Genomic DNA, 25,816 nt, shown 5'->3' on the forward strand with positions numbered 1-25,816 from the left:
CTCCATCGCTGCCGTCTGGCATCGCATTGGCTCGTTGCTTGGCGAGTTCTCACCAACCGAGTGCGCCAATTACTTCGCCCATGCCGGATACGCTTCAGTGTAAGCCGATCACGCTCTAGCACCGTTTTCGCGGGGTGCCGGGCAGGGTTCCGCCGGTGATGGGCGGAACATAACAGGAAAATCGGGCGCGGCGCCACCCGAATCACGCCGCCTCAGGGGCAGGGGGCGATGGGCAGGAAGGGCGCGGGGTCCAAATGGCGGCCTTCCCGCAGGACTTCCAGATGGAGATGCGTGCCCGTGGTGATGCCGCTGCGCCCGATGCGGCCCAGCGCCTCGCCCTCCGCCAGGCGGCGGCGGCCATTGGCGAGCGTGGGGGCGACGGTGCCGAGATGGGCGTAGCGCGTGACCAGGCCATCGGCGTGGCGCAGCTCCACCTCCAGCCCCGTGCCGGCGCGGGTGCGGCGGATGGCGGTGACGGTGCCGGCGGCGACGGCGCGGACCCAGGTGCCGGCGGGGGCGGGGATGTCGATGCCCTTGTGGTCGCCGGAGGCGCGAGGATTGGCCAGCTCGCGCGGCCCGAAGGGGGAGGAGATGCAGGCCGGCGTGACCGGCAGCGCCAGGGGCTGGGCCTGCGCGGCATCCGGCAGCAGCAGCGGCAGCAGCAGCAGCGGCGGCAGCGGGACAAGCGGGGCGAGGCGCATGGCGCCTGCTACAGCGGGCCCGGCCTGCCGAACAGCCATCCCTGGCCGAAATGGACGCCGAGGCTGCGCATGATCTCGGCCTCCTCCTCCGTCTCGATCCGTTCCGCCACCACCTTGGCGCCGACGGCGAGCGACAGGTCCACCATGGCGGCGACGAAGCTGCGATCCCTTTCGCTGGTCAGGGCGGCCTGCACGAAGGTGCCGTCCACCTTCACGTAGTCCGTCGGGAAGGATTTCAGGTAGCGGAAGGCAGCGGCGCCGGCGCCGAAATCATCGATGCAGACGGGCACGCCGCGGGCGCGCAGGGCGCGCAGCGTGGCGGCGGCGGAATCCTCGTCCTCGATCTCGGCGCTTTCGGTCAGCTCCACCATCACGCGGCGGGCGCCGCGCGGATCGCGGTCCAGCAGCGCCAGCAGCCGGTGGCGAAAGGCGCGGGACTGGGTGGAGAGGCCGGAGATGTTGAAGGCGAGGTGCCGGCCTTCCGGCACCGCATTGGCGGCGGCGATGGCCATGGAGGCGACGGCGAGGTCGAGGTCCTCCGTCAGGCCGATCGTCTCCGCCAGGGCGATGAAGTCCTGCGGGCCCTCGCCGGGTTCCAGCACGCCGGGGTCGAGGCGCATCAGCGCCTCATGGTGGTGGATCTCCCGGGTCTCGAGATCGACGATGGGCTGGAAGTCCAGGCGGAAGCGGCGTTCGGCGACAGTGCGGCGCAGCGCCGCGGCGCGGGCGGTGACGCGGGCGACGACGCCGCCCAGCCCATCGGCGAAGCCGGCATCGCGCAGCCCTTCCGCCCCGAAGCGGGCGAAGGCGGCCAGGCCGTGGCGCAGGGCGCGGGCGGCCTGGGCGGGGGTCAGGCCATCGGCGGCGAGGTCGATGGGCGTGGCGACGATGGAGAAGGGCGTGCCGTCCGGGCCGAGCAGGGATTCGAGCTGCTTGGCCAGGCCGCAGAGGTCCGGCAGGGCGCCGACCTCATCCGCCACCACGCCGTAGCGGCCGGGGGCCAGGCGCGCGGCGACCGCGCCGTTCACGGGCTGGCCCAGCAGCCGGTCGATGCGCTGTTCGGCTTCCGTGCCTTCCACGCCCTTCACCTCCAGCAGGCCGAGGCGCGCCTGGCCGCCGGCGCGGAGCTGCTGCGTGGCTTCCCGCAGCAGGACGTCGCCGTCGCTGGCGCGGAGTTCGGGCGGGGCCGGCATGGGGGCGAAGGCCAGGCACAGCCGGGGGCCGGCCTCGGCGCTGGCGAGCTGGAGGCCGGAGACGGAGAAGACGGTGCGGGCCGCATCCGCCAAGCGGAAGGCGGTGGGGCCGAGGCGCCCATGCGGGGGCAGCAGGGCGAGGGCGGTCTGGAAGGCGGCGCGGTCTTCCGGTGCCAGCACGTCGCCGGCATCCCGGCCGATCAGGCTGTCGGGCGTGCGGCCGAGCCGGGCGCGGAAGGCGCCCGCGGCGAAGGTGATTCTTCCATCCGCCCCGACCTCGACCAGCAGATCGGCCGCGGCGAAGGCGAAGGCGACGAAGCGCTCCCTGTCACCAAGCGAGCGTTGCTGAGCGGCGGCCATGGCGGGAGGGTAGGCCGCGACAGGTTGAGGAAGGGTGTCGGTGCCGGCCCCCCGTGAGGCGCCGTTGCGTCCCTCGGGCAGGAACGGGCCCGACCCGATCCAGCGGCCGGATCAATCAGATGAGGGTCCAGGGGCGTCTCGCCCCTGGCGGATGGGGTCCGGGGAAGGCAGCGCCTTCCCCGCCCCCGCGGCTACAATTCCCGACTCAGGCCGCGGCGCGCAGCGAGGAGGCCAGCGCATCCTCCGCGTCCAGCACGGCGGCGACGGCGTGGACGACGGCGGCGATGCGGACGGCGGCCTGGACCTGTTCCTTGCCGAGGCCGCCATGGAGGACGACCTTCTCATGGCTTTCCATGCACATGCCGCAGCCATTGATGGCGGAGACGGCGAGCGACCAGAGCTCGAAATCCGCCTTCTCCACGCCGGGCTTGGCCATGACGTTCATGCGCAGCTTGGCGGGCATGCTGGGGTAGTCGCCGCCGACCAGGTGCGTGAAGCGGTAGTAGACGTTGTTCATGCCCATGATGGCGGCCGCGGCCTTGGCGGCGGAGAGCGCTTCCGGCGAGAGCTGCGCGCCGAATTCGGCGACCAGCGCGGCCGTGAGTTCCGCGTTGCGGCTGGCGATGGCGGAGGCGACGAAGGTGCCGGCGCGCTGCTGCTGCGTCAGCGCCGGTTCCGTGGCCAGCGACCCGATGTTGAGCTTCAGGTCCTTGGCGTAGTCGGGCAGGCGGTTGCGGATGGCTTCGAGGGACATGGGGAGGGACCTTTTCGAAGGAGCCACGCCGACCTCTCCCGCGCCACGGGCGCGGGAGAGCGGGGGGTCTAAGGGGGGCTGGATGCCCCCCTTTCGGCCGCGGCGGTAGGGTTGGCGTGGCGGCTACCGCTGCGGCCGATGGCGGCCTTTAGGCCGCCTTCTCGAACAGCTGCTGCGGGTTCAGGGCTTCCTTGCCCTTCTCCCAGTTGCAGGGGCAGAGCTCATCGGTCTGCAGCGCGTCGAGCACGCGCAGCACTTCCTGCGGGTTGCGGCCGACATTGAGGCCGTTGACGGAGGCCCACTGGATGGTGCCGTCCGGATCGACGATGAAGGTGGCGCGCAGCGGCACGCCGGCTTCCTTGTCGAGGATGCCGAGCGCCAGCGACAGCTCCCGCTTCACGTCGGCGAGCATCGGGATCTCGAGGTTCTTGATGTCGTCGTTGTAGACGCGCCAGTTCAGGTGCACGAACTCACTGTCCGTGGACACGCCGTAGACGACCGCGTCGCGGTCGGCGAATTCGCCGGCGAGCTTGCCGAAGGCCGCGATCTCGGTCGGGCAGATGAAGGTGAAGTCCTTCGGCCAGAAGAAGACGATCTTCCACTTGCCGGAATCGGTGCTCTCGGTGATCTCGGTGAAGGACTTGCCGGGGCCGCCGAGGCCCTCCTTGCCCGCCTTCACGGCGGTGAGCTTGAAGGCGGGGAACTTGTCGCCAACGGTCAGCATGAGGGGGAGCTCCTGTCTGCGGTGGGGCAGGGGCGGCCGCGCGGGAAGCCCGGCGGCACGACCTTGCTGCATCGCGATATGCTGCACCTGCTCAGTGGCTTCCAATGAATTGTTTTCCGATCTTCCATCGACGTGGCCGATCATCCGGCTAGAAGAGGGGCGTCGTATCGATCGGATGGCTCGATGATCCTGCCCAGCCCCCAGCAGCTTCGCTACCTCGTCGCGCTGGCGGACCATGGGCATTTCGGCCGGGCGGCGACGGCCTGCGCGGTGACGCAATCCACCCTTTCCGCCGGGCTGATCGCGCTGGAACGGCAGATGGCGGCGCAGCTGCTGGAACGCGCGGCGGCCTCCAAGCGCCCGGTCTTCACGCCGCTGGGGCGGGAGGTGGTGGCGCGGGCGCGAACCGCGCTGGCGGCGCTGGAGGCGGTGGTGGAGACGGCGGCGGCGGCGCGGGACCCGCTGACGGGGCCGCTCCGGCTCGGCGTCATCCCGACCATCGGGCCCTTCCTGCTGCCGCGGCTGATGCCGGCGCTGCGGCGGGCCTATCCGCGGCTGCGGCTCTGGCTGCGGGAGGATGTGACGGAGCGCCTGGTGCAGGGGCTGGAGGCGGGGCGGCTGGACCTGCTGCTGCTGGCGCTGCCGGTGACGGGCGCGGCGGCGGGCGCGATGGAGACGCTGCCGCTGGGCGAGGACCCCTTCAGCGTGGCGCTGCCGGCGGGGCACCGGCTGGCGGCGCGGGAGGGCGTGCCGGTGGAGGCGCTGGCGGGCGAGCGGGTGCTGCTGCTGGAGGACGGGCATTGCCTGCGGGAGCATGCCCAGGCCGCCTGCGGCCTGCCTCGGGGCATCCTGCCGGCGGGGGAGGAAGGCTTCGCCGCCACCAGCCTGCACACGCTGGTGCAGATGGTGGCGGGCGGGCTTGGCGTGACGCTGCTGCCCAAGCTGGCGCTGGAGGGCGGGGTGCTGGCCGGCGCGCCGGTGGAGGTGCGGCGGCTGGAAGGCGCCGCGCCCGGTCGCGTGCTGGCGCTGGCCTGGCGGCCGAGGAGCCCGCGCGCGGCGGAATTCCAGGGGCTGGGGCCGGCCGTCGCGGCGGCGATCGCGGCATCGGCAAGTTGATGCGACCGCGTAACCACTGATTCATCTTCTGGTGGGGCGCGCATGGCAGAAGGCGCGCGAGGCCCCAGGGCAGGGCCGGGCTCCAGGGAAGGATGCGTCATGTTCGGGATCTTCGGTCGCGGCGATCAGGCGATGCGGGAGCGTTCGGAATGGCTGGAGGTGCTGTCGAGCCATTCGGGCGTGGGGCTGTGGGATGCGATCCTGCATGAGGGGGATGCGATGCATCCCAAGGCGCGCTGGACCTGGTCGGCCGAGTTCCGGCGGCTGCTGGGCTTTGCCAGCGAGGCGGAGTTCCCCAACGTCGTGCAATCCTGGTCCGACCGGCTGCACCCCGATGACGCGGCGGCGACCTTCGCCGCCTTCGGCGCGGCGCTGACCACCGGCAACCGCTACGACGTGACCTATCGGCTGAAGGTGAAGGACGGGTCCTATCGCTGGTTCCGGGCGACCGGCGGCGTAATCCTGGACGAAAGCCGCAAGCCGCGGCGCGCCTGCGGCAGCCTGGTCGATATCCATGAGGCGCGGGCGGCGGAGGAGCGGCAGCGGGCCGCGACGGCGGCGCTGGCCAAGCGGTTCGAGGCGGAGATCCTGGCCGCGGTGGCCGACGTGACCCAGGCGGCCGATCGCTTCCAGGCGGATGCGGGGAGCCTGGGCGAGGCGGCGGAGGAGACGCGGCGGCGCGCGACCAGCGTCGGCGGGGCCTCGGCCAGCGCGGCCTCCAACGTGGAAAGCGTGGCGGCGGCGGCGGAGGAGATGAGCGTCTCCATCCGGGAGATCGGGCAGCAGATCGCGCGTTCGGCGGCCGGAACCTCCAAGGCCACGGGCCAGGCGCATGACGCGACGCAGGTGGTGGGCAGCCTGGTGTCCGACGTGCAGAAGATCGGCGACGTGGTCCGGCTGATCAGCGACATCGCGGGGCAGACGAACCTGCTGGCGCTGAACGCCACGATCGAGGCGGCGCGCGCGGGCGAGGCGGGCAAGGGCTTCGCGGTGGTGGCGAGCGAGGTGAAGACGCTGGCGGCGCAGACGGCCAAGGCGACGGAGGAGATCACGACGCGCATCGGCGCCGTGCAGGCCGCGACATCGAGCGTGGCGCAGGCGATCGAGGCGGTGGCCGGGACCATCACCCAGCTGAACGAGACGGCGACCGCGATCGCGGCGGCGGTGGAGCAGCAGGGGCATACGACGACGGAGATCGCCCGCGCGGTGCAGGGCGCTTCCGTCGGCACGCAGGAAGTCAGCGCCAGCATCGGCGCGGTGGGCAGCGCGGCGGAGGATACGGGGCGCGTGGCGGCCGGCATCAAGGAAGCCTCGCGAGGCCTGGCGGCGCAGGCCGGCACGATGCGCGGCAATGTGGACCGCTTCCTCGGCGAGCTGCGGGCGGCCTAGAACCCCCCGCCGGCGGCCAGCCAGGCGGCTTCCTCCGCCGTGCTGTCGCGCCCCAGCGCGGCGTTGCGGTGGGGGAAGCGGCCGAAGCGCTGGATGACGGCGCGGTGCGCCCAGGCATAGGTGATGACGCTGCCGGGCGCGGCCAGCGCCGGCGTGTCACGCAGGCCCTCGAACAGCGCGACCGACAGGTCCTGGTCGGCCATCGCCTCCCCATGCTCGAAGGGCAGGTAGAGGAAGACGCGCTGCAGCGGCGTCAGCGCCAGGTCGAGCTTTCGGTCGAGCACGACGCGGCGGGCGATGGCGCGGGCATGGGCGTCGGAAGCGAAGGCCTCCGCGCTGCCGCGGTGAAGGTTGCGCGGGAACTGGTCGAGCAGGAGGAGCAGGGCGAGGGCGCCCTGCGGCGTCTCCGCCCAGCCATCCAGCGCGCCGTCGCGGGCCGGGACGACGAGCGGGCCGAAGCCGTCGCGGCAGGTGGCGTCGAAGGCCTCGTCCTTCACGAACCAGGCCTGGCGCCAGGTGTCGGGGCCCTCGCTGAACCAGAAGGCCAGCAGGCGGTCGATGTCGGGGCTCATGCCAGGGCCCGGTCGAGCAGACGGATGGAGTGGAGCGCGTTCCGCCCCGCGAGGTCGCCGATCTGGTGGCGGCAGGAGGTGCCGTCGGCGACGATGAAGGCCTGCGCGCTGGTCTTGCGGATATGCGGCAGCAGGGTGAGTTCCGCCATGGCCTTGGAGGCCGGGAGCTTCGCGGCTTCGTAGCCGAAGGCGCCGGCCATGCCGCAGCAGCTGGACGTGATGGGCGTGACCTTCAGGCCGGGGATGGCGGCCAGCAGGGCGACGGCGGGGGTGAAGGCATCGAAGGCCTTCTGGTGGCAGTGGCCGTGGATATGGGCCTCCGCGCCGATGGGCTTCAGTCGGAGCGGCGCTTTGGTGCGGGCCAGCCATTCGGAGACGAGGAAGGCGCGGGATGCGAGCTTCGTCGTCGCCTCGCCGGGCAGCAGCGCGAGGAATTCGTCGCGCAAGGTCAGCAGGCAGGAGGGCTCGAGGCCGAGGACGGGGCTTTCGAAGGGGGACAGCGCCTCCACGGTGCGGCGCGCCTCCGCGCGGGCCTGGTCCACCATCCCCGCGGCCAGATACGTCCGGCCGTCGTCCAGCGGGCGCGTGCCGCGCGGCGGGCGGGCGACGGCGGGATCGGCGCCGGCGGCGCGCAGCACGCGGAGCGCGGCGCGGATGTTCTCGGGCTCGAAATAGCGGTTGAAGAGGTCGGGCAGCAGGATGACCTCGCCGGCCCGGCCATCCGGCGCGCGGCATTCCCAGTCATGGAAGGCGTCGAGCCGGAAGCGGGGCAGGGTGCGGCCGGCGGCGAGGCCAAGGAGCGCTTCCGACAGCTTCCGCCCGCCGGGGATGAGGTCCCGCGCATTGGCGAGGACCGGCACCATCGCGGCGAAGGGCGCCCAGCGGGGCATGGAGCCGATGAGGCGGTCGAGCAGCCGCGGGCCGTGCTGCGCGTTGCGGGCGGCGGCGGCCTCGATCTTCATCTTCGCCATGTCGACGCCGGTCGGGCATTCGCGCTTGCAGCCCTTGCAGCCCACGCAGAGTTCCATGGCGGCGGCGACATCGTCGGAGGCGAGGCCGCCGGGGAGCTGGCCGGTGAGGGCGAGCCGCAGCGTATTGGCGCGGCCGCGCGTCAGGTGCCTTTCGTCGCGCGTGGCGCGGTAGCTGGGGCACATGGTGCCGGCATCGAATTTCCGGCAGGTGCCGTTGTTGTTGCACATCTCCACCGCGCCCAGCAGGCCGCCCTGCGGGCCGGGCCAGGCGGACCAGTCCATGGCGGGGGTGATGGCGGCGGGGGTGTAGCCCTCGTGGTAGCGGAGCAGGGAACGGTCATCCATGCGGGGCGGATGGACGACGCGGTTGGGGTTCAGCAGGCCATGCGGCAGGGCGGGCGAGGCGGGGTCGAAGGCGTCCTTCACCGCTTCGAAGGCGCGGGCGATGCGGGGGCCGAACATGGGTTCGTTGAATTCGGAGCGGACGATGCCGTCGCCATGCTCGCCGGAATGGGAGCCCTTGTATTCGCGGACCAGCGCGAAGCATTCCTCCGCGATGGCGCGCATCTTCGTCACGTCCTCGCCGGACTTCATGTTCAGCACGGGGCGGACGTGGAGGCAGCCCACCGAGGCGTGGGCGTACCAGGTGCCCTTGGTGCCATATCGCTCGAAGACATCGTTCAGGCGCTCGGTGTAGTCGGCGAGGTCGTCGAGGCCGACGGCGCAATCCTCGATGAAGGAGACCGGCTTTCCGTCGCCCTTCATCGACATCATGATGTTGAGGCCTGCCTCCCGCACCTCCGCCACCTTGGCCTGGAAGCCGGCATCGGTGACGCGCACGACCTGGCCGGGCAGGCCGAGGTCGCCCATCATCTCCTCCAGCCGGTCCAGCCCTTGCAGCAGCGTCGTGTCGTCATGGCCGTGGAACTCGACGATCAGCAGGCTGTCGGGCTCCCCGATCAGGATGCGGTCGATGGTGTCGCGGTAGATCGGGATGGAGCGGCCGAGGTCGATCATGGTGCGATCGACCAGCTCCACCGCCTCCGGATCCAGCGTGACCAGGTGCTTCGACGCCTCCATGGCGCGGCGGAAGCTCGGGAACTGGCAGATGCCGAGCACCTTGCGCGGCTTGATGGGCCAGAGCTTGAGGTCGAGCGCGGCGGAGAAGGCGAGCGTGCCCTCGCTGCCCACCAGCAGGCGGGCCAGCGAGCCGCGGCCATGGGCGCGCGCATCGGGCGTCAGCGCATCGAGGTTGTAGCCGCCGACGCGGCGGAGCTGTTCGGGGAAGCGGGCGGCGATCTCCTCCGCCTCCCGCGCGCCGATGGCGCGCAGCTTCGCGATCAGGTCGCCGACGCTGCCGGGGATGTCGGGGCCGAGATTGTCCGGGATCTCCCCGAAGGTGAAGCGCGCGCCATCGGCCAGGATGGCGTCGATGGCGCGGACATTGTCGGCCATCAGCCCGTAGCGGATGGATTTCGAGCCGCAGGAATTGTTGCCCGCCATGCCGCCGATGGTGCAGCGCTGCCAAGTGGAGGGATCCACGGGGAAGAACTGCTTCGACGCCCTGAGCGCGTCGTTCAGCGCGCCGAGCGTGATGCCGGGCTGCACGCGGGCGGTGTCGCCCTCCACCGACAGCACGTTGCGCAGGTGCTTGGTGCAGTCGATGACCAGGGCGTGGTTCACCGTCTGGCCGCATTGGCTGGTGCCGCCGCCGCGGGGCAGCACGGCCACCCCTTCCTCCCGGCAGATCGCCATGGCGGCGGCGACGTCATCGATGCTGCGGGGCACCAGCACGCCCACGGGCTGCATCTGGTAGATGGAGGCATCCGTCGCATAGCGGCCGCGATCGCCGGCGGCGAAGAGGACCTCCCCCTCCACATGGCGGCGAAGGCGCGTGGCGAGCGTGCTGTCCTGAAGCCCGGTGATGGCGTTCATGCGGTGGCGATCCCTCTCTCCGGCAGGATGTAGCGCGACCCTGGCCGGAAATCCGATCTATAATGCTCATCAATCCGACAAGGGTTACTCATTGGCGGATGGCATGGAAGGGCGGTAGGGAGGGGGGAGAAGAGAGGGACCGCCCCATGGCCTATTTCCAGTGCAAGCCCGATTCCCGCCGGCATTTCCTGCACATCCCCGGGCCCTCCAACGTGCCGGACCGCGTGCTGCGGGCCATGGACAACCCCACCATGGACCATCGCGGCCCGGATTTCGGCGCCATGGGCAAGCAGCTTCTGGCGAAGGTGCGGAAGGTGTTCCAGACCGAGGGGCCGGTGGTGATCTACCCGGCTTCCGGCACCGGCGCCTGGGAAGCGGCGCTGGTCAATACCCTTTCCCCCGGCGACCGGGTGCTGATGTGCGAGACCGGCTGGTTCGCGCATCTCTGGAACGAGATGGCGGAGCGGCTGTCGATCCAGGCGGACTTCATCAAGACGGATTGGCGCCGCGGCGCGGATGTGGAGCAGATCGCGGAGCGGCTCGCGGCCGACAAGGGCCACGCCATCAAGGCGGTCTGCGTCGTGCACAACGAGACGAGCACGGGCTGCACGTCGCGCATCGATGAGGTGCGCAAGGCCATCGACGATGCGGGGCATCCGGCGCTGCTGCTGGTGGATACGATCAGCTCGCTGGGCTCCATGGACTACCGGCATGACGAATGGGGCGTGGATGTCACCGTCTCCGGCTCCCAGAAGGGGCTGATGCTGCCGCCGGGGCTGTCCTTCAACGCGATCAGCGCCAAGGCGATCAAGGCCAGCGAGACCGCGAAGCTGACGCGCAGCTTCTGGGACTGGAAGCCGATGCTGGCGGCGAACGCGACCGGCTACTTCCCCTACACGCCCGCCACCAACATGCTCTACGCGCTCGACACCGCGCTCGACATGCTGCTGGAGGAAGGGCTGCAGAACGTCTTCGCGCGCCACGACAAGGTGGCGGAGGCGACGCGGCGCTGCGTGCGGCATTGGGGCTTCGAGACGCAGTGCCAGGACCCCCGGCATTTCTCGAGTGTGCTGACGGCGGTGCGGCTGCCCGAAGGCCACAGCGCCAATGACCTGCGGGCGACGATCCTGCAAAAGTTCAACATGTCGCTCGGCAACGGGCTCGGCCAGCTGAACGACAAGGTGTTTCGCATCGGCCATCTCGGCGACATCAGCGAATTGCAGCTGGTCGGCGCGCTGGCGGGGGTGGAGATGGGGCTGCGCGCGGCCGGCATCCCGCACAAGGCGGGCGGGGTGCAGGTGGCGATGGAGTATCTCGGCGGCAACGCCTGAGCGGGCGCGGCCTGGGGCGCCCCTCCTCCCCCCGATGGGGGGAGGGGGCTACCGGCGCTGCGCGACCAGCACGGCCTGGAAGAACTGGCCGGGTTCATCGAGATATTCGGTGACGGTGAACCATTCCGACCAGTGGCGGTCGATGAAGGCGGGCGGCACCACCGCATCGCCATAGAGGGCGCCGTCGAAATCGCCGGTGCCGCCGCTCGGCATGAAGGCGATCTCGCCCTGGTCGAAGCGCTGGCGCAGCAGCGGGATGCGGGGGGCGTGGCGGCGCAGGTCGCCTTCCCAGCCCGTGGCGTCCACCGGCAGCGCCTCCACGAAATCCAGGAAGCGGCGCGGTTCCAGCGTCAGCACGAAGATGCCGCCCGGGCGCAGGACGCGGGCGATCTCCGCCACCCAGTGCCGGTGCGGCTTCTCCGGCAGGTGGGTGAAGACGGAATAGGCCATGACGATGTCCATCGAGGCATCGGCATAGGGCAGCCGGCCCCAATGGTAGAGCCGGTCGAGGTTGCCGGGCACGCCGAGGCTGCGGCAGAGGTCCAGCGCCGGCGGCCAGATGTCGCAGCCATGCAGCGCGGCGGCGCCGACATCCTTCCAGAAGAAGCGCAGGTAGCGCCCCCAGCCGCAGCCGAAATCGAGGAAGTTCGTGCCATGCGCCAGCGGCCTGCCGAGCGCCGCGGCGCGGTCCTTCAGCAGGGTGTAGAAGCTGAAGGCCTCATGCAGCGTGGCGGCGCCATCGGCGCCGACGAAGCTGCGCTGCGTCTCGGGATCGGGGAAGGCGGGGAAGGTGGTGCCGGCGACGTCGCGGGACACCACGCTTTTCAGCAGCAGGTCGAGCCACGCGCGATCATCCAGCGCGCGGATCGCGGGCGGCAGGTCTTGGTCGGACAAGGAGGGGAGCCCCGGTATTGATCGTGCGGCGTTATAGCGCGGCCCTCCGACGATCGGGCAACGGGAAAGCGGCGCCAGGCCTGCCCTGATGGGAGGGCCGGGCCGCGGCCTTGCCACCGCGCCGGGGGCGGATCAACGTCTCGTTTGGGGAACCGGAGGAGACGCCGCGATGCGCGGAGCCGTGCCGATCGAGGTCTGGACCTGGCCGACGCCGAATGGCCACAAGGTGCATATCGCGCTGGAGGAACTCGGCCTGCCCTACACCGTGGTGCCGGTGAACATCGGGGCCGGGGAGCAGTTCCGGCCCGACTTCCTGGCCATCACGCCCAACCACCGCATCCCCGCCATCGTCGATCCCGATGGGCCGGGCGGGCAGCGCATCGCGCTGTTCGAATCGGGCGCCATCCTGATGTACCTGGCGGAGAAGGCGGGAAGGCTGATCCCGGCCGATCCGGCGGGGCGCTACGCCTGCCTGCAATGGCTGATGTTCCAGATGGGCGGGGTCGGCCCGATGTTCGGGCAGTACGGGCATTTCCATGCCTATGCGCCGGAACAGATCCCCTACGCCAAGGACCGCTACGCGAAGGAAGTGGGCCGCCTGCACCGGGTGCTGGAAAAGCGGCTGGGGGAGGCCGAATACCTGGCGGGCGCCGCGTATTCGATCGCGGACATCGCGACCTTCCCCTGGATCCGCAACCCCGCGCGGCGGAACATCGACCTGGCGGAGTTCCCCGCCGTGAAGCGGTGGCACGACGCCATCGCGGCCCGGCCCGCGGTGATGCGGGGCGTGGAGGTGCTGGCGGCGAACCAGCGCACCGGCGCCATGACGGACCAGGAACGCGAAGTGCTGTTCGGCAACACCCAGTTCAAGGCGCGCTGACCATGGCGGAAATCGACCACATCGTCATCGGCGCGCGGACGCTGGAGGAGGGGGCGGCCTGGGTGGAGGCGCATCTCGGCGCCCGGCCGCAGCCCGGCGGGCGGCATGAGGGGATCGGCACCCATAACCTCGTCATGGGCCTCGGCCCCGATTGCTACCTGGAGGTGATCGCGGCCGATCCCGACCAGCCGGCGCCGCCCCAGGGCCGGCCCTTCGACCTGGATGACCCGGCCGTGGCGCTGATGCTGGAAGCGGGGCCGAATCTGATCGGCTGGGTGGCCCGCACGCCGGCGCTGGAGGCGGTGGCGGCGCGGCTCGGCCCCGCCGTGGCCGGGGAGGTGCGGGCCTGGAAGCGGGGCACGCTGTCCTGGCGCATGGCGATGCCGCCGCAGCGGCAGGACATGCGCAACCTCATCCCCTCCCTCATCCAATGGGATGACGGGCAGGGTGCGGCGCCGCGCCTGGCCGATTCGGGCTGCCGGCTGGTGGCGCTGGAGGCCGAGCACCCGGATGTGGATTCGGTGCGCCAGGCGCTGTCCGTGCGCGGGCTGGCGGAGGCGGTGGCGGTGCGGCGCAGCCCGCATCCGCGCCTGGTCGCGCGGATGCGGCGGGCGGATGGCACGGACGCGACCCTCGCCAGCGGTTGAGGGGCGCGCCCCGGGACGCAAGGCAGGGTGGCGGCGGTGCCTTATTCCGCCCGTCGGGCGTTGCGGGACGGCGCGCTAGCGGGCAGGCTGGTAGTGCCAGACGCTGGCCGGCGGGAAGTTCAGGGGGGTCCAGGCCTTCCGCTTCGCGTCCAGGCCCAGGTCGCGCCATGGCAGCGGCGAGGTGATGCAGTAGGTGTACAGAAGGAAGCCCTTGCCCGGGGCCACGGCCTCGACCGCCGCGACGAATCGGCGCTGCTGCTCGACCGGCAGCAGCACGAGGGGGATGCCGCAGATGGCGGTGCCCACCTTGCCGTGCAGCCGCGCGGGCAGGGCATCGGCCAGTTCGAAGGCATCGCCCTGGATGACCGTGACGCCGGGCAGGACCCGTCGTAGATGGTGTGCCATGTCGGGCACGATCTCCACCACCACCAGCTTCTCCGCCGGCACGCCGGCGGCGAGCAGCGCGCGGCTGATCACGCCGGTGCCGGCGCCGAGCTCGACCACGACCTCATCCTCCTGCCGCCGCACCAGCGCCGCGATCCTGCGGCAGAGGGCGGGGGAGGAGGGGATGATGGAACCCATCTGCAGCGGATTGGCGAGCCAGCGCCTGAAGAAGAGGGCGGCGTTGGCGACCTCGGCATGGGCGCGGCCGCCGGTGGTGGTGTCAGCCATGATTTTCCCCTTGACAGATTTATGACGATGTGCATCGCGGTTACCATCGTCGGTCTATCCCGATTCGCCGCCGGCCGCCAGCCGGGCGCCACGGGCCCGCGCGGGATGCCGGGCCGATGACGGCGCGAATCCTCGTCGTCGATGACATCGCGGCCAATCTCCGGCTGCTCGAAGCCAAGCTGCTGAACGAGTATTACGAGGTGCAGCTCGCCTCCTCCGGGCCGGAGGCGCTGGCGACGGTGCAGCGCTGGATGCCGGACGTCGTGCTGCTGGACGTCATGATGCCGGGGATGGATGGGTATGAGGTCTGCCGGCGGCTGAAGGCGCAGCCGGGCACGGCGCATATCCCCGTGGTGATGATCACGGCGCTGACCGATCCGGTGGAGCGGGTGCGCGGCCTGGAAGCGGGCGCGGATGACTTCCTCTCCAAGCCGGTGGACGATGCGACGCTCTTCGCGCGGCTGCGCGCGTTGCTGCGCATGAAGCAGGTGCTGGATGCCTGGCGCCTGCGGGCGGAGACGGCGCGCGACCTGGGGTTCGAGCCGCCGCCCGGCCCTTCGCCCAATGTCGCCGGCGCGCGCGCGCTGATCGTCAACGAGGATTTCGACGAGGCCGATGCGCTGACCCGCGTGCTGGCGGCGGATGGCATCGATGTCGCCCATTGCTCCGACAGCGGGGAGAGCTGGGATATCCTGATGGATGGCCAGCATGACGTGGTGCTGCTGAGCCTGTCGCTGGATGGCGGCGATGCGCTGCGCCTGGCGTCGCGCCTGCGCGCCCAGGCGGCGACGCGCGACCTGCCGGTGCTGCTGGTGGCGGATACGGGGCAGAAGGGCCTGGTGCTGCGGGGCTTCGACCTCGGTGCCAACGACCATGTGCTGCGGCCGGTGGACCCCAATGAGCTGCGGGCGCGGGTGCGCAACCAGATCCGGCGCAAGCGCTACCAGGAAAGGCTGCGCGCGGACCTCGATCGCAGCCTGGAGATGGCGGTGACGGACCCGCTGACGGGGCTGCGCAACCGCCGCTATGTCCGCCGCCACCTGGAAGGCGTGCTGCGCAATTCCGGCGCGGCCTGCCTGCTGATCGACGTGGACCGCTTCAAGTCGGTGAACGACACCTATGGCCACGCCGCCGGCGACGTGGTGCTGCGGGAGGTGGCGGAGCGCGTGCGCGGGCATCTGCGCGCCGCCGACGTGATCGCGCGCTATGGCGGGGAGGAGTTCCTCATCGTCATGTCCGGCGCCACGACCGAGGACGGGATGCTGGTGGCGGAGCGGCTGCGCGCCGCGATCGCCAATGTGCCGATGGTGGCGGAGGGGCAGGCGCTGAAGGTCACGGCCAGCATCGGCGTGGCCTCCGGCGGGATCGGCGCGCAGTCCGACGATGTGGTGAGCGCGGCCGATGCGGCGCTGTACCGCGCCAAGAACAACGGGCGGGACCGGGTCGAGCCGGCGGTGGAGGAGGATTGGCCGCCGAGCGCGGATCGGGGGACGCCGGCGGCGCGGCAGGCGCGGTAGGGCGGCTGGCGACGCCTCGTGTGGCGCTGCCCCCCTCATCCGACCCTCTCCCCCTTGGGGGGTGAGGGCTTCACCAGATCGCAAACGACGAAAACCGCGCCGGACCCCCTGGGTTCGGCGCGGTTCGCGTTGGATCAGGCGGTCGCGCGGCGCGGGGCCGCGCGCGGGATTACTTGATCTTGGCTTCCCGGAAGACGACGTGCTTGCGCGCGACGGGGTCGTACTTCTTCAGCTCCAGCTTGCCCTGGGCGTTACGGGTGTTCTTCTTCGTCACGTAGAAGTAGCCCGTCGCGGGCTCCGCCGTGCTGACGAGCTTGATCAGGATGGTATTGGCCTTGGCCATCGTTCAGGTTCCAACGCGCGAAACAGGTTGCGGGCGAGCCTTGCGGCCCGCCCGTCGAGAGGGCGCACCATAGTCGGGCGGGCGGGAAGGTCAAGCGCGGCGGGGCGATTCGCCGCTCAACCGCCGGGTCCGCGGATGGCGGTGGCGTAGGCGGCGGGCGACTCGATCAGGGCGCGGGCGGCGGTCAGGTCCGCGCCGCGGCCCTCGGCCGGGGGGCAGGCGCCGCGCAGCGCCGACATCTCGCTGGCCAGGACGGGGGCGCGGGCGGCGCGCTGGCGGAGCAGGGCGCGGCCCATGGGCGCCTCCCCGGTGTTCAGGCGCGCCAGGCCCTGGGCGAGCGCTTCGGGGCCGAGGCTGGTGCAGAGCGCGGGCAGCACGCCCATGCCCTGGATGGGCCAGCCGCTCGGCGCCACCACGCGCGACCAGGTGACGAGGATCTCGCCCTCGTTCGGCAGGGGCGCCACCAGCTGGATCAGCCCCTTGCCCATGGTGGCGCTGCCGACGATGGCGGCGCGGCCGCGTTCCGCCAGGCCCATGGCCACGATCTCGGCGGCGGAGGCGGTGCGGCCATCCACCAGCACCACCACGGGCGTGCCCTGGGCCAGGTCCTGGCCGCCGGCGCGGTAGCGGCGATTGGCCTCGGGGTGGCGGCCTTCGGTGCGCACCACCTCGCCCTCCGCCAGGAAGGCATCCGCCACCGCCACGGCCTGGCCGAGCAGCCCGCCGCGATTGCCGCGGAGATCGAGCACCACGCCGCGGGGCGGGCGGGCGGTGGCGAATCCGTCGCTCAGCACGGTGGCCACGCGCCGGTCGGTGACGGCGGAGAAGCCGCTGATGCGGAGCCAGAGGATGCCGTCGCGGCTTTCGGCGGTGACGGTTTCCGGCACCACCACCTCCCGCACCAGGGTCACGTCGCGGCGCATGCGGCCGCGGCTGATGGTGAGCTGGACCTCCGATCCCTCCGGCCCTTCCAGCAGGGTCGCGGCGAGGCCGGGGTCGCGCGGGCCGAGGGTGCGGCCTTCCACCGCGATCAGCAGGTCCCCCTGCCGGATGCCGGCCTGGGCGGCGGGGCCATCCCGCGACACCTCCGCGATGACCAGCGCATCGCGCCGCGCGGCGACGCGGAGGCCGAGGCCGGACTGGCCGACGCGGCGTTCCCGCGCGCTCCGCGCCTCCGCCGGCGTGACGTAGCGGCTGTAGGGGTCGAGGTGGTTGAACAGCTCCTCGAACCCCGAGGCGATGACGCGTTCCGCGCCGGCGCGGCGCAGCGCCGGGGAGGCGCGCCAGGCGGCCTCGTAGAGATCGGTCAGGGAGAGCGCGACGGCGCCGCCCAGCTGCCGCGGCGTGGCGCGGGCGACCAGCGGCGCGATGGGGATGCTGGCCAGGACGCGATCCTCGCCCAGCAGGCGCAGGCGATCCTGGCGGATCTCGGCGCCGAGGCGCGGGTCGATCACCGTCAGGCCGCGCAGCGACCAGAGGGCCAGGTTGGCGGGGTTCTCGGCCTCCAGGTGCCGTTCCAGCACCAGGGAATGGCTTTCGGCCAGGACGGGTTCGATGGCGCTGCGCGGGAAGGTGTTTTCCTGCGCCTGCGCGCCCGCCGCTATTCCCGCCGCGAGGAGCGTTCCGAAGGCCGCCGCGCGGGCGATTTCGACAAGCGCCTGCCACCCGCGCGCGACCGCGCGCCGCGCGGTGCCGCCGTGGCGGAGGGATCGCCCTGCATGAGGGCGAAGACCATCGCACCCGTCCGCGGAGTCGCCTCCGCCAGCCGCACCTCGACCGCCTGGCCGAGGGTAAAGGTCAGACCCGTCTTGCGGCCGGATAGTCCGCGTCCGGCCTCGTCCAACGTCCATCTGTCGTCCGGCAAGGACGCAAGCGGTACGATTCCGCTGGCGCCGTTCTCCTCCACGGTGACGAACAGGCCGAAGCGTGTCACCCCCGAAATCCGCGCTTCGAACAACTCTCCGACGCGTGTTGCCATGAAGGCAGCCAGGTAGCGGTCCACCGCCTCCCGCTCCGCCGCCGCGGCGCGGCGTTCGGTGCTGGTGATATGCTCCGCCGTGTCGGGGAAGCGTGCCGCTTCGGCATCGGTCAGCGCGCCATCGCCCTTGGAGAGGTTCAGGCCGCGGATCAGCGCGCGATGCACCAGCAGGTCCGCGTAGCGGCGGATGGGGCTGGTGAAATGCGCGTAGCGCGCGAGGGCCAGGCCGAAATGGCCAATATTCACGGGATCATAGGCCGCCTGGGACTGGCCGCGCAGCACGGCCTCATTCACCAGGCGCTCCTCCGGCCGGTCCTTCACGGCGGCGAGGATGCCGCCGAAGTCGCGGGGATGCAGGCGGTCCCGCGCGGGCAGGTTGAGGTCGAGCGACTGCAGGAACTGGCGCAGGCCCTCCAGCTTCTCATCCGACGGACGGTCATGGACGCGGTACATGCAGGGCTGGGACAGGCGCTCCAGCTCCTCCGCCGCGCAGACATTGGCGGCGACCATGAATTCCTCGATCAGCCTGTGGCTGTCGAGGCGCGTGCGCGGCACCACGCCCTGCACCTGGCCCTTCGCGTCCAGCAGCACGCGGCGTTCCGGCAGATCGAGGTCCAGCGTGCCGCGCCGCGCGCGGTCGGCCAGCAGCGCGTCGAAGGCGCCGTAGAGATGGGCGATGAGGTCGGCGGGGACGCCATCGGGGACGGTGCCCTCGTCCCGCGCCTGCTGCACCTGTTCGTAGGTGAGGCGCGCGGTGCTTTTCATGACGCCGCGGCCGAAGCGGTGGCTGACCTTGGTGCCCGACTTGTCGAAGAGCATCTCGACGAAGAGGCAGCCGCGATCCTCCTTCGGGCGCAGGCTGCACCAGCCGTTGGAGAGCGCCTCCGGCAGCATGGGCACGACGCGGTCGGGGAAATAGACGCTGTTGCCGCGCGCCCAGGCTTCCCGGTCCAGCGCGCTGTCGGGCTTCACGTAATGCGCGACGTCCGCGATGGCGACGAGCACGCGCCAGCCGCCCTTGCCGTCCGGTTCGGCCCAGACGGCGTCGTCGAAGTCCCGCGCATCCTCGCCATCGATCGTCACCAGCGGGATGGCGCGCAAATCCTCGCGGTTCCGCTTCGTGACGCCCTTCGCGTCCTCCGCTTCCTCCAGCGCTTCCTCGGGGAAGGCATCGGGGATGCCATGGGCGTGGATGCAGATGAGGGAGACGGCGCGGGCCTCCCCCATCTTGCCGATGCGCTCGATGATGCGGGCGGGGCGGGCGCCGAGGCCGTGGCCGCTGGGCAGCGGTTCCGCCAGCACGATGTCGCCGGGGCGGGCGCCATTCACCTCATTGGCCGGGACGCGCCAATCGGCCTTCTGGCGGCGGTCGGTGGGGGTGATGCGGCCGTCCTCGAACACGCCGAGGATGCGGGCGGGGGCGGTGCTGTGCAGGCGCTTGAAGGTGCGGCCTTCGTAGCGGCCGATGCCGATGAACTTCAGCCGCGCCAGCACGCGCTGGCCGGGGGCGAGGGCGGGCTGCCCGGCGGGTTCGCGATGCATGTAGATGACGGGCGGCGGGCCGCTGGCGCGGTCCCACTGCACGGGGCGCGCGATGGGGTCGCCATCGGGGTCGGTGCCCGTCATCTCCACCACCGCCATGTCCGGCAGGCGGTCATGCGCGATCAGGCCCTTGCGGCCGATCGGCGTGGCGTGGCCGGACTCCGTCAGCTCCCGCAGCATCCCGCGGAGTTCCTGGCGCTGGTCCACATTGAGGCCGAAATGCGCGGCGATTTCCGTCTTGCCGACGCGCTGGCCGGCCGCCTGGATGAATTCCCGCAGTTTCTCGAGTGTCGGCATCACGCCTGGCTCGGCGGTGGCGGCCAGGCGATGGAGGGCGGATTTCTTGCCGAGGGGCGCGCGGCTGCGCACCCCGAAGCCCTTCAGGGGCGGGGCGCGGCGCGGCATGTCAGCCGGCCTTCCGGGCGGCCGGCTTCTTCGCGGTGGTCGCGGCCTTCTTCGCGGCGGGCTTCTTCGCCGCCGGCTTCTTGGCGGCGGCCTTGGGGGCCGCGGCCTTCTTGGCGGGCGCCTTCTTCGGCGCCGGCGAGTCCTCGGCGGCCGGGGCCTTGGCGGTGGCGGCTTTCTTCGGCGCGGCCTTCGCCTTCCCCTTGGCCCCCTTGCCCCCCTTTGGCGGCAGGTCCTTCCCCTTCTCCGCCAGCAGCTTCACCGCGTCATCCAGCGTGACGCTGTCGAAGTCCATGGTGCGGGGGAGGGAGGCGACGCGGCTGCCATGCAGGGCGAAGGGGCCGAAGCGCCCGCGCCGCACCTCCACCACGCCGCCGGAGGGATGGTCGCCGAGCGGCCTTCCGCGCGGCTTGACGTCCGCGAGCAGCGCGACGGCGCGGTTGAGGCCGACCACCAGCACATCGTCATCCGGGTCGAGCGACTTGAAGAGATTGCCCATCTTCACATAGGGGCCGAAGCGGCCGATGGCGGCCGTGATCTCCTCATGCGTCTCCGGATGCACGCCGACCACGCGGGGCAGGGAGAGCAGGGCGAGGGCGCGGTCGAGCGTCAGCGTCTCCGGGTCCATGCCCTTGGCGAGGCTGGCGCGGCGCGGCTTCACCTTCTTGCCCTTGGCGTCCTCCGTCTCCTCGCCCAGCTGGACATAGAGGCCGTAGGGGCCGCGCTTCAGCGTGACGCGCTGGTTGGAGGTGGGATCGACGCCGAGGTCGCGCGCACCCTCGTTGAAGCTGGCGGCGCCATCGGCTTCCGCGCCGGGGGCGACGAGCGGGCGGGTGTAGCGGCATTCCGGATAGTTGTTGCAGCCGATGAAGGCGCCGGTGCGGCCGAGGCGCAGGCCGAGCCTTCCGCCGGAGCAGGCCGGGCAGGCGCGCGGGTCGCTGCCGTCCTCCCGCGCCGGGAAGAAGTGCGGGCCCAGATCCTCATCCAGCGCATCGATGACGTCGCTGATGGTGAGTTCGCTGGTGGAGGCGATGGCCTTGCTGAATTCGTCCCAGAAGGCGCGCATCACCGCGCGCCAATCGGCGCGGCCGCCGGAGATGTCGTCCAGCTTCTCCTCGAGCCCCGCGGTGAAGCCGGTATCGACGTAGCGTTCGAAGAAGGCGACGAGGAAGGCGGTGACCAGCCGGCCGCGGTCCTCCGGGATGAAGCGCCGCTTGTCGAGCCGGACATACTCCCGGTCCTGCAGCACCTGCAGGATGGAGGCGTAGGTGGAGGGGCGGCCGATGCCGAGCTCCTCCAGCCGCTTCACCAGCGTCGCCTCGGAATAGCGGGGCGGGGGCTGGGTGAAGTGCTGGTTGGCGGCGACGGGGCCGTTCTTGAGCGCATCCTTCTCCCGCATCGGGGGCAGGATCTTGCTGTCCTCATCCTCGGCGGCGGCGGCCAGGCCCGCGCGGGCATCGGCGGCGCGGTCGTCCTCGTCTTCCCGGTACAGGCGCAGGAAGCCGTCGAAGGCGATGACGGAGCCATTGGCGCGGAGCCGCGTGCGGCCGCTCGCGTCCGCGATATCGACGGCGGTCTGGTCGATCTCGGCCGACTGCATCTGGGAGGCGACGGCGCGCTTCCAGACGAGCTCGTAGAGCTTGCGCTGGCGGTCATCGAGGAAGCGGGCCACCTGGTCCGGCGTGCGGGTCACGTCGGTGGGGCGGATGGCCTCATGCGCTTCCTGCGCGTTCTTGGCCTTGGAGGAATACTCGCGCGGCGCGCCGGGGATGTAGTCCGGGCCGAAGCTTTCCTTGACGTGGTCGCGGATGGCGAAGATCGCCTCCCGCGCCATCTGCACGCCATCGGTGCGCATATAGGTGATGAGGCCGACGGTCTCGCCGCCGATATCGACGCCCTCATAGAGCTGCTGCGCGACGCGCATCGCCGCCTGCGCGCCCATGCCCAGCTTGCGGCTGGCCTCCATCTGGAGGGTGGAGGTGGTGAAGGGCGGGGGCGGGTTGCGCTTGGTGCGCTTCTTCTCGATGGAGGCGACGCTGAACTTGCCGGCTTCCACCGCGGCCTTGGCGGCCATGGCCGCGGCCTCGTTCGGCAGGTCGAACTGCTCGAGGCGCTTGCCCTCATGGTGCGTGAGGCGGGCGGTGAACTTCGCGCCCACGGGCGTCGCGAACTGCGCCTCCACCGTCCAGTATTCGCGGGCGCGGAAGGCCTCGATCTCGGCCTCCCGCTCACAGATCAGGCGCAGCGCGACGGATTGCACGCGGCCGGCGGAGCGGCTGCCGGGGAGCTTGCGCCACAGCACCGGGGAGAGGTTGAAGCCCACGAGGTAGTCGAGCGCGCGGCGCGCCAGGTAGGCATCGATCAGCGGCACGTCGAGCGGGCGCGGGTTCGCCACCGCGTGCTGGACGGCGCGCTTGGTGATCTCGTTGAAGGTGATGCGGTTGACCTGCACGCCCTTCAGCGCGCCGCGCCGGGCCAGCATGTCCTGCACGTGCCAGGAGATGGCCTCGCCTTCGCGGTCCGGGTCGGTGGCCAGGAACAGGCGGCGCGCGCCCTTCAGCGCCTTGGCGATGGCGCCGACCTGGCGCTCGCCGCGCTCATCGGCCTCCCAATCCATGGCGAAGTCTTCCTCCGGCCGGACGGAGCCGTCCTTGGGCGGGAGGTCGCGGACATGGCCGAAGGAGGCGAGGACGGTGAAATCCGAGCCAAGATACTTGTTGATCGTCTTCGCCTTGGCGGGGCTTTCGACCACGAGGACGTCGGGCATTGTGTGTCGGTCTGCTTTCGGCGCTTGTCCGCGCGGCCCTAGGAGAGGGACCGCGCGACCCGGTTTCCGGGCAGGGTTTCCACCAGCCCGGACAACTCCAGGTCAAGCAGGATCGCCTGCACGGACGGGGCGGATAGCTGGCAGCGGCGGACCAGATCGTCAACGGCCACCGGTGTGGTGCCAATCAATTCAAGCACTTTCGATGGCTCGCCCGGGGGGGAAGGGGCCTCCGCGCGGGGTTCGGGCTGTGTTTCGGGCGTGTTTCGCGGGGCGAAAAGGGGCAGGTCCCGGGGCGCTTCGGGGAGGAATTGCAGGACATCCTCCGCCGTTTCCGTGAGGTGCGCGCCCTGGCGGATGAGGTCGTTGCCGCCCCGGGCACGGGGGTCCAGCGGATTGCCGGGGACGGCGAAGACCTCCCGCCCCGCCTCCAGCGCCAGGCGGGCGGTGATGAGGCTGCCGGATTTGGGCGCGGCCTCCACGACGACGACGCCCAGCACCAGGCCGGCCACGATCCGGTTGCGGCGGGGGAAGTGGCGGGCGAGGGGGGCGGTGCCGAGCGGGGCTTCCGCCACCACGGCGCCGCCCTCCGCGACGATGCGGGCCTGGAGGGGGGCGTTCTCCGGCGGATAGGGCTCATCGAGGCCGCCGGCGACCACCGCGATGGTGGGGCCGGGGGCGGCCAGCGCGCCTTCATGCGCGGCGGCATCGATGCCGCGGGCGAGGCCGGAGGTGATGGCGAGGCCGGCCCGGGCGAGGTCCACCGCCAGCTGTTCCGCCAGGCGCCGCCCGGCCGCGGAGGCGGAGCGGGCGCCGACCAGGCCGATCTGCCGGGCCGAGAGCAGGGCGGGGTTGCCGAGGACGGCGAGGGCGGGGGGCGCATCCTCCAGCAGCGCCAGCAGCGGCGGGTAGAGGGGGGAGCCCAGGAAGAGGAAGCGGCCACCCATCATGGTGAGGGCGGCGAGTTCCCGCTCCGCCAGGGCTTCCGGGAAGGGCGTCAGCGCGCGGCCGCTGCGGGCGGCGTGGCCGGGCAGGGCATCAAGCGCGGCGCGGGCGCTGCCGTGGCGGGCGAGGAGGCGGCGGAAGGTGGCGGGGCCGATGCCCTCCGTCCGCGCCAGGCGCAGGCGGGCGAGGTCATCGCCGGGGGAAGGGGTGGCCGCCATCCTGTCGTCCAGGTTGATAGACGGCCAGTGTGATCGCGCCTGGGGTGTGCGCGCAAGCGCGACGAGTCAGGCCTTCTTGCTGCCGAAGCTGGATTTCGGCTCGGTGCCGGCCATCAGCCGCTGGATATTGGCCTTGTGGCGCCAGGTGATCAGCGCGGCCAGGCCGAGGGCGAAGAGGGCGAGCCTGGTGTCGCCGAAGACGAGGGCGATGACGGGGGCGATGGCGCAGGTGGCGAGCGCGGCGGCGGAGGAGATGCGGGTGGCGAAGAAGACCGCGGCCCAGGCGGCGACGGCCGCGAGGCCGAGCCACCATTGCGCGGCCAGCAGCACGCCGGCGCCGGTGGCCACCCCCTTGCCGCCCTTGAAGCCGAGCCAGACGGGGAAGGCATGGCCCGCCATGGCGGCGAAGCCGGCGACGAGGGCCGCATCCTCCCCCCAGGCGGCGCGGGCGATCAGCAGGGCGGCGACGCCCTTCAGCACGTCGAGCGCGAGGGTCGCCGCCGCCAGCTTCTTGTTGCCGGTGCGCAGCACATTGGTGGCGCCGATATTGCCCGACCCGATGGCGCGGATGTCGCCGAGCCCCGCGGCGCGGGTCAGCAGCAGGCCATAGGGGACGGAGCCCAGGAGGTAGCCGAGCAGGGCGGCGAGGATCAGGGACATCAGCCGAAGACCCTCCGCCCCGCCTTCCAGGTGCCGATGACCCGGCCTTCCAGGGCACGGCCATCGAAGGGGGTGTTCTGCGCCTTGCCGGGCAGCTTGCCGGCCTCCACCCGCCAGCCGCGCTCCGGCTGGAACAGCATGAGGTCGGCGGGGGCGCCCTTGGCCAGCGTGCCGGCGGGCAGCTTCAGCAGGGCAGCGGGGCGGGAGGTGAGGAGGGCGAGGGCCTGGGGCAGGGTCAGGTCGCCGGCATGGACGCGGGCGAGGGTGACCGCGAGCAGGGTGGCGAGGCCCGCGCCACCGGCCTCGGCCTGGGCGAAAGGCAGGCGCTTGTCATCGGCGTCGCGGGGCTGGTGGTCGGAGGCGACGGCATCGATGGTGCCGTCCTTGAGGGCGGCGACGACGGCCAGGCGATCGGCCTCGATGCGCAAGGGCGGCGAGAGCTTGGCGTAGGTGCGGTATTCCCCGATCGCCGTCTCGTTCAGGTCGAAATAGGGGGGCGCGGTGTCGCAGGTGACGGCGAGGCCCTCCGCCTTCGCGGCCCTGATCAGGTCCAGCGCCGCGGCGGTGCTGACATGGGCGAAGTGGACATGGCCGCGGGTCAGCCGGGCGAGGGCGATGTCGCGCGCGACCATCATGGATTCGGCGGCCGGCGGGATGCCGGGCAGGCCCATGCGGGTGGCGCGCTCACCCTCCGTCGCCGCGCCATTGGCGGCGAGCGAGGGGTCCTCGGGGTGCTGGATGATGAAGCTGCCGAAGGCGCGGGCGTAGGAGAGGGCGAGGCGCATGAGGCGCGCGCTGCCGATCGCCTTCCGGCCATCGGTGAAGGCGATGGCGCCGGCTTCCTGCAGCAGGCCGTATTCGGCGATGTCCTTGCCCTCGCAGCCGGCGGTGGCGGCGCCGTAGGGGAGGATGGTGAGGCTGCCCGTGATCTCTCCCCGGCGGATCAGGAACTGCACCAGCGCGGCGTCGTCGATGGGCGGGTCGGTGTCGGGCAGGGCGCAGAGCGTCGTGATGCCGCCGGCAGCCGCGGCCTGGGCGGCGGAGGCCACCGTCTCCCGATGCTCGAAGCCGGGCTCGCCCAGGGCGGCGCGCATGTCGATGATGCCGGGGGCGAGGACGGCGCCGGCGGCATCGATGACGGTCGCGCCATCGGGGACGCCGAGATTGGTGCCGTGGTCGAGGATGACGCCATCCCGCACCAGCAGGCCGCCGGGGGCATCGAGGCCGGTGGCGGGGGCGATGAGGCGGGCATTGGTGAGGAGGGTGTCGGCCATGGGGCGCTTATAGCGTGGCGGTGGAGTCCCGCCA

At 71.8% G+C, this 25,816-nt stretch carries 21 protein-coding genes; 6 read left to right on the forward strand and 15 right to left on the reverse strand.

The window, feature by feature from the left end:
• Nucleotides 1-212: 212 nt before the first annotated feature.
• The 4 genes from JJI54_RS23885 to JJI54_RS23900 all read right to left on the reverse strand — a co-directional run bounded on the left by JJI54_RS23885 (nt 213) and on the right by JJI54_RS23900 (nt 3,732).
• Complete coding sequence (locus JJI54_RS23885; RefSeq protein ID WP_203075908.1) at nt 213-701, reverse strand: M23 family metallopeptidase; 489 nt, start codon at nt 699-701, stop codon at nt 213-215.
• Between the two features lie 8 nt (nt 702-709).
• Nucleotides 710-2,254 carry an EAL domain-containing protein gene (locus tag JJI54_RS23890; protein WP_203075910.1) on the reverse strand — a complete coding sequence of 515 codons (1,545 nt, stop codon included), beginning with the start codon at nt 2,252-2,254 and terminating at the stop codon, nt 710-712.
• Nucleotides 2,255-2,459: 205 nt separating this feature from the next.
• Entirely contained in the window at nt 2,460-3,008 is a 549-nt protein-coding gene (locus JJI54_RS23895) for a carboxymuconolactone decarboxylase family protein (protein WP_203075912.1), read from the reverse strand.
• A gap of 148 nt (nt 3,009-3,156) precedes the next feature.
• Nucleotides 3,157-3,732 carry a peroxiredoxin gene (locus JJI54_RS23900; protein ID WP_203075914.1) on the reverse strand — a complete coding sequence of 192 codons (576 nt, stop codon included), beginning with the start codon at nt 3,730-3,732 and terminating at the stop codon, nt 3,157-3,159.
• A gap of 183 nt (nt 3,733-3,915) precedes the next feature.
• Here JJI54_RS23900 and JJI54_RS23905 point away from each other — a divergent pair, with 183 nt between their 5' ends.
• Both JJI54_RS23905 and JJI54_RS23910 read left to right on the forward strand, forming a co-directional pair.
• Nucleotides 3,916-4,848: a hydrogen peroxide-inducible genes activator gene (locus JJI54_RS23905; protein ID WP_203075916.1), complete on the forward strand. Its 933-nt coding sequence runs from the start codon at nt 3,916-3,918 to the stop codon at nt 4,846-4,848.
• A 99-nt stretch (nt 4,849-4,947) separates the two neighbouring features.
• Nucleotides 4,948-6,237, forward strand: a complete 1,290-nt coding sequence (locus tag JJI54_RS23910; RefSeq protein ID WP_203075918.1) for a methyl-accepting chemotaxis protein — start codon at nt 4,948-4,950, stop codon at nt 6,235-6,237.
• Here JJI54_RS23910 and JJI54_RS23915 read toward each other — a convergent pair.
• Nucleotides 6,234-6,809 (reverse strand): DUF924 family protein, encoded by a 576-nt coding sequence (locus tag JJI54_RS23915; RefSeq protein ID WP_203075920.1) that lies wholly within the window; start codon nt 6,807-6,809, stop codon nt 6,234-6,236. The two genes, JJI54_RS23910 and JJI54_RS23915, sit on opposite strands and share 4 nt — an antisense overlap.
• Nucleotides 6,806-9,715, reverse strand: coding sequence for an FAD-binding and (Fe-S)-binding domain-containing protein (locus JJI54_RS23920; protein ID WP_203075922.1), 2,910 nt, complete (start codon nt 9,713-9,715; stop codon nt 6,806-6,808). Before JJI54_RS23920 ends, JJI54_RS23915 begins: the two co-directional genes overlap by 4 nt.
• A 146-nt stretch (nt 9,716-9,861) precedes the next feature.
• Here JJI54_RS23920 and JJI54_RS23925 point away from each other — a divergent pair, with 146 nt between their 5' ends.
• Nucleotides 9,862-11,046 (forward strand): pyridoxal-phosphate-dependent aminotransferase family protein, encoded by a 1,185-nt coding sequence (locus tag JJI54_RS23925; RefSeq protein WP_203075923.1) that lies wholly within the window; start codon nt 9,862-9,864, stop codon nt 11,044-11,046.
• Nucleotides 11,047-11,094: 48 nt separating this feature from the next.
• Here JJI54_RS23925 and JJI54_RS23930 read toward each other — a convergent pair whose 3' ends face one another.
• A complete protein-coding gene (locus JJI54_RS23930; RefSeq protein WP_203075925.1) occupies nt 11,095-11,940 on the reverse strand; it encodes a class I SAM-dependent methyltransferase in 846 nt (281 codons plus the stop codon).
• Nucleotides 11,941-12,109: 169 nt separating this feature from the next.
• Here JJI54_RS23930 and JJI54_RS23935 point away from each other — a divergent pair, with 169 nt between their 5' ends.
• A complete protein-coding gene (locus JJI54_RS23935; RefSeq protein WP_203075927.1) occupies nt 12,110-12,820 on the forward strand; it encodes a glutathione S-transferase N-terminal domain-containing protein in 711 nt (236 codons plus the stop codon).
• 2 nt (nt 12,821-12,822) lie between these two features.
• Nucleotides 12,823-13,467 (forward strand): VOC family protein, encoded by a 645-nt coding sequence (locus JJI54_RS23940; RefSeq protein WP_203075929.1) that lies wholly within the window; start codon nt 12,823-12,825, stop codon nt 13,465-13,467.
• 75 nt (nt 13,468-13,542) lie between these two features.
• On the opposite strand, the gene JJI54_RS23945 is transcribed toward JJI54_RS23940, so the two are convergent.
• Nucleotides 13,543-14,139, reverse strand: coding sequence for a class I SAM-dependent methyltransferase (locus JJI54_RS23945; RefSeq protein WP_203075931.1), 597 nt, complete (start codon nt 14,137-14,139; stop codon nt 13,543-13,545).
• A gap of 116 nt (nt 14,140-14,255) precedes the next feature.
• Between JJI54_RS23945 and JJI54_RS23950 the strand changes: the two genes are divergently transcribed.
• Nucleotides 14,256-15,656, forward strand: coding sequence for a PleD family two-component system response regulator (locus tag JJI54_RS23950; RefSeq protein WP_203075933.1), 1,401 nt, complete (start codon nt 14,256-14,258; stop codon nt 15,654-15,656).
• A gap of 169 nt (nt 15,657-15,825) precedes the next feature.
• Here the strand turns inward: JJI54_RS23950 and rpmG are convergent, their stop codons facing one another.
• From rpmG to JJI54_RS23985, 7 genes are all read right to left on the reverse strand, one after another.
• Nucleotides 15,826-15,999 (reverse strand): 50S ribosomal protein L33, encoded by a 174-nt coding sequence (gene rpmG, locus JJI54_RS23955; RefSeq protein ID WP_164693030.1) that lies wholly within the window; start codon nt 15,997-15,999, stop codon nt 15,826-15,828.
• A 116-nt stretch (nt 16,000-16,115) separates the two neighbouring features.
• A complete protein-coding gene (locus tag JJI54_RS23960; RefSeq protein WP_203075934.1) occupies nt 16,116-17,522 on the reverse strand; it encodes a S41 family peptidase in 1,407 nt (468 codons plus the stop codon).
• A gap of 77 nt (nt 17,523-17,599) precedes the next feature.
• Complete coding sequence (rnr, locus tag JJI54_RS23965; RefSeq protein ID WP_203075935.1) at nt 17,600-19,924, reverse strand: ribonuclease R; 2,325 nt, start codon at nt 19,922-19,924, stop codon at nt 17,600-17,602.
• Between the two features lies 1 nt (nt 19,925).
• Complete coding sequence (topA, locus tag JJI54_RS23970) at nt 19,926-22,688, reverse strand: type I DNA topoisomerase (protein ID WP_203075936.1); 2,763 nt, start codon at nt 22,686-22,688, stop codon at nt 19,926-19,928.
• 38 nt (nt 22,689-22,726) lie between these two features.
• Nucleotides 22,727-23,848: a DNA-processing protein DprA gene (gene dprA, locus JJI54_RS23975; RefSeq protein ID WP_203075937.1), complete on the reverse strand. Its 1,122-nt coding sequence runs from the start codon at nt 23,846-23,848 to the stop codon at nt 22,727-22,729.
• Between the two features lie 66 nt (nt 23,849-23,914).
• On the reverse strand, nt 23,915-24,508 hold the full coding sequence (gene plsY, locus JJI54_RS23980; protein WP_203075938.1) for a glycerol-3-phosphate 1-O-acyltransferase PlsY: 594 nt from the start codon (nt 24,506-24,508) through the stop codon (nt 23,915-23,917).
• Nucleotides 24,508-25,782: a dihydroorotase gene (locus tag JJI54_RS23985; RefSeq protein WP_203075939.1), complete on the reverse strand. Its 1,275-nt coding sequence runs from the start codon at nt 25,780-25,782 to the stop codon at nt 24,508-24,510. The genes plsY and JJI54_RS23985 overlap by 1 nt, the downstream gene beginning before the upstream one ends.
• Between the last annotated feature and the right edge of the window lie 34 nt (nt 25,783-25,816).

Source organism: Falsiroseomonas ponticola, from assembly GCF_016805305.1.
GTDB lineage: Bacteria > Pseudomonadota > Alphaproteobacteria > Acetobacterales > Acetobacteraceae > Falsiroseomonas > Falsiroseomonas ponticola.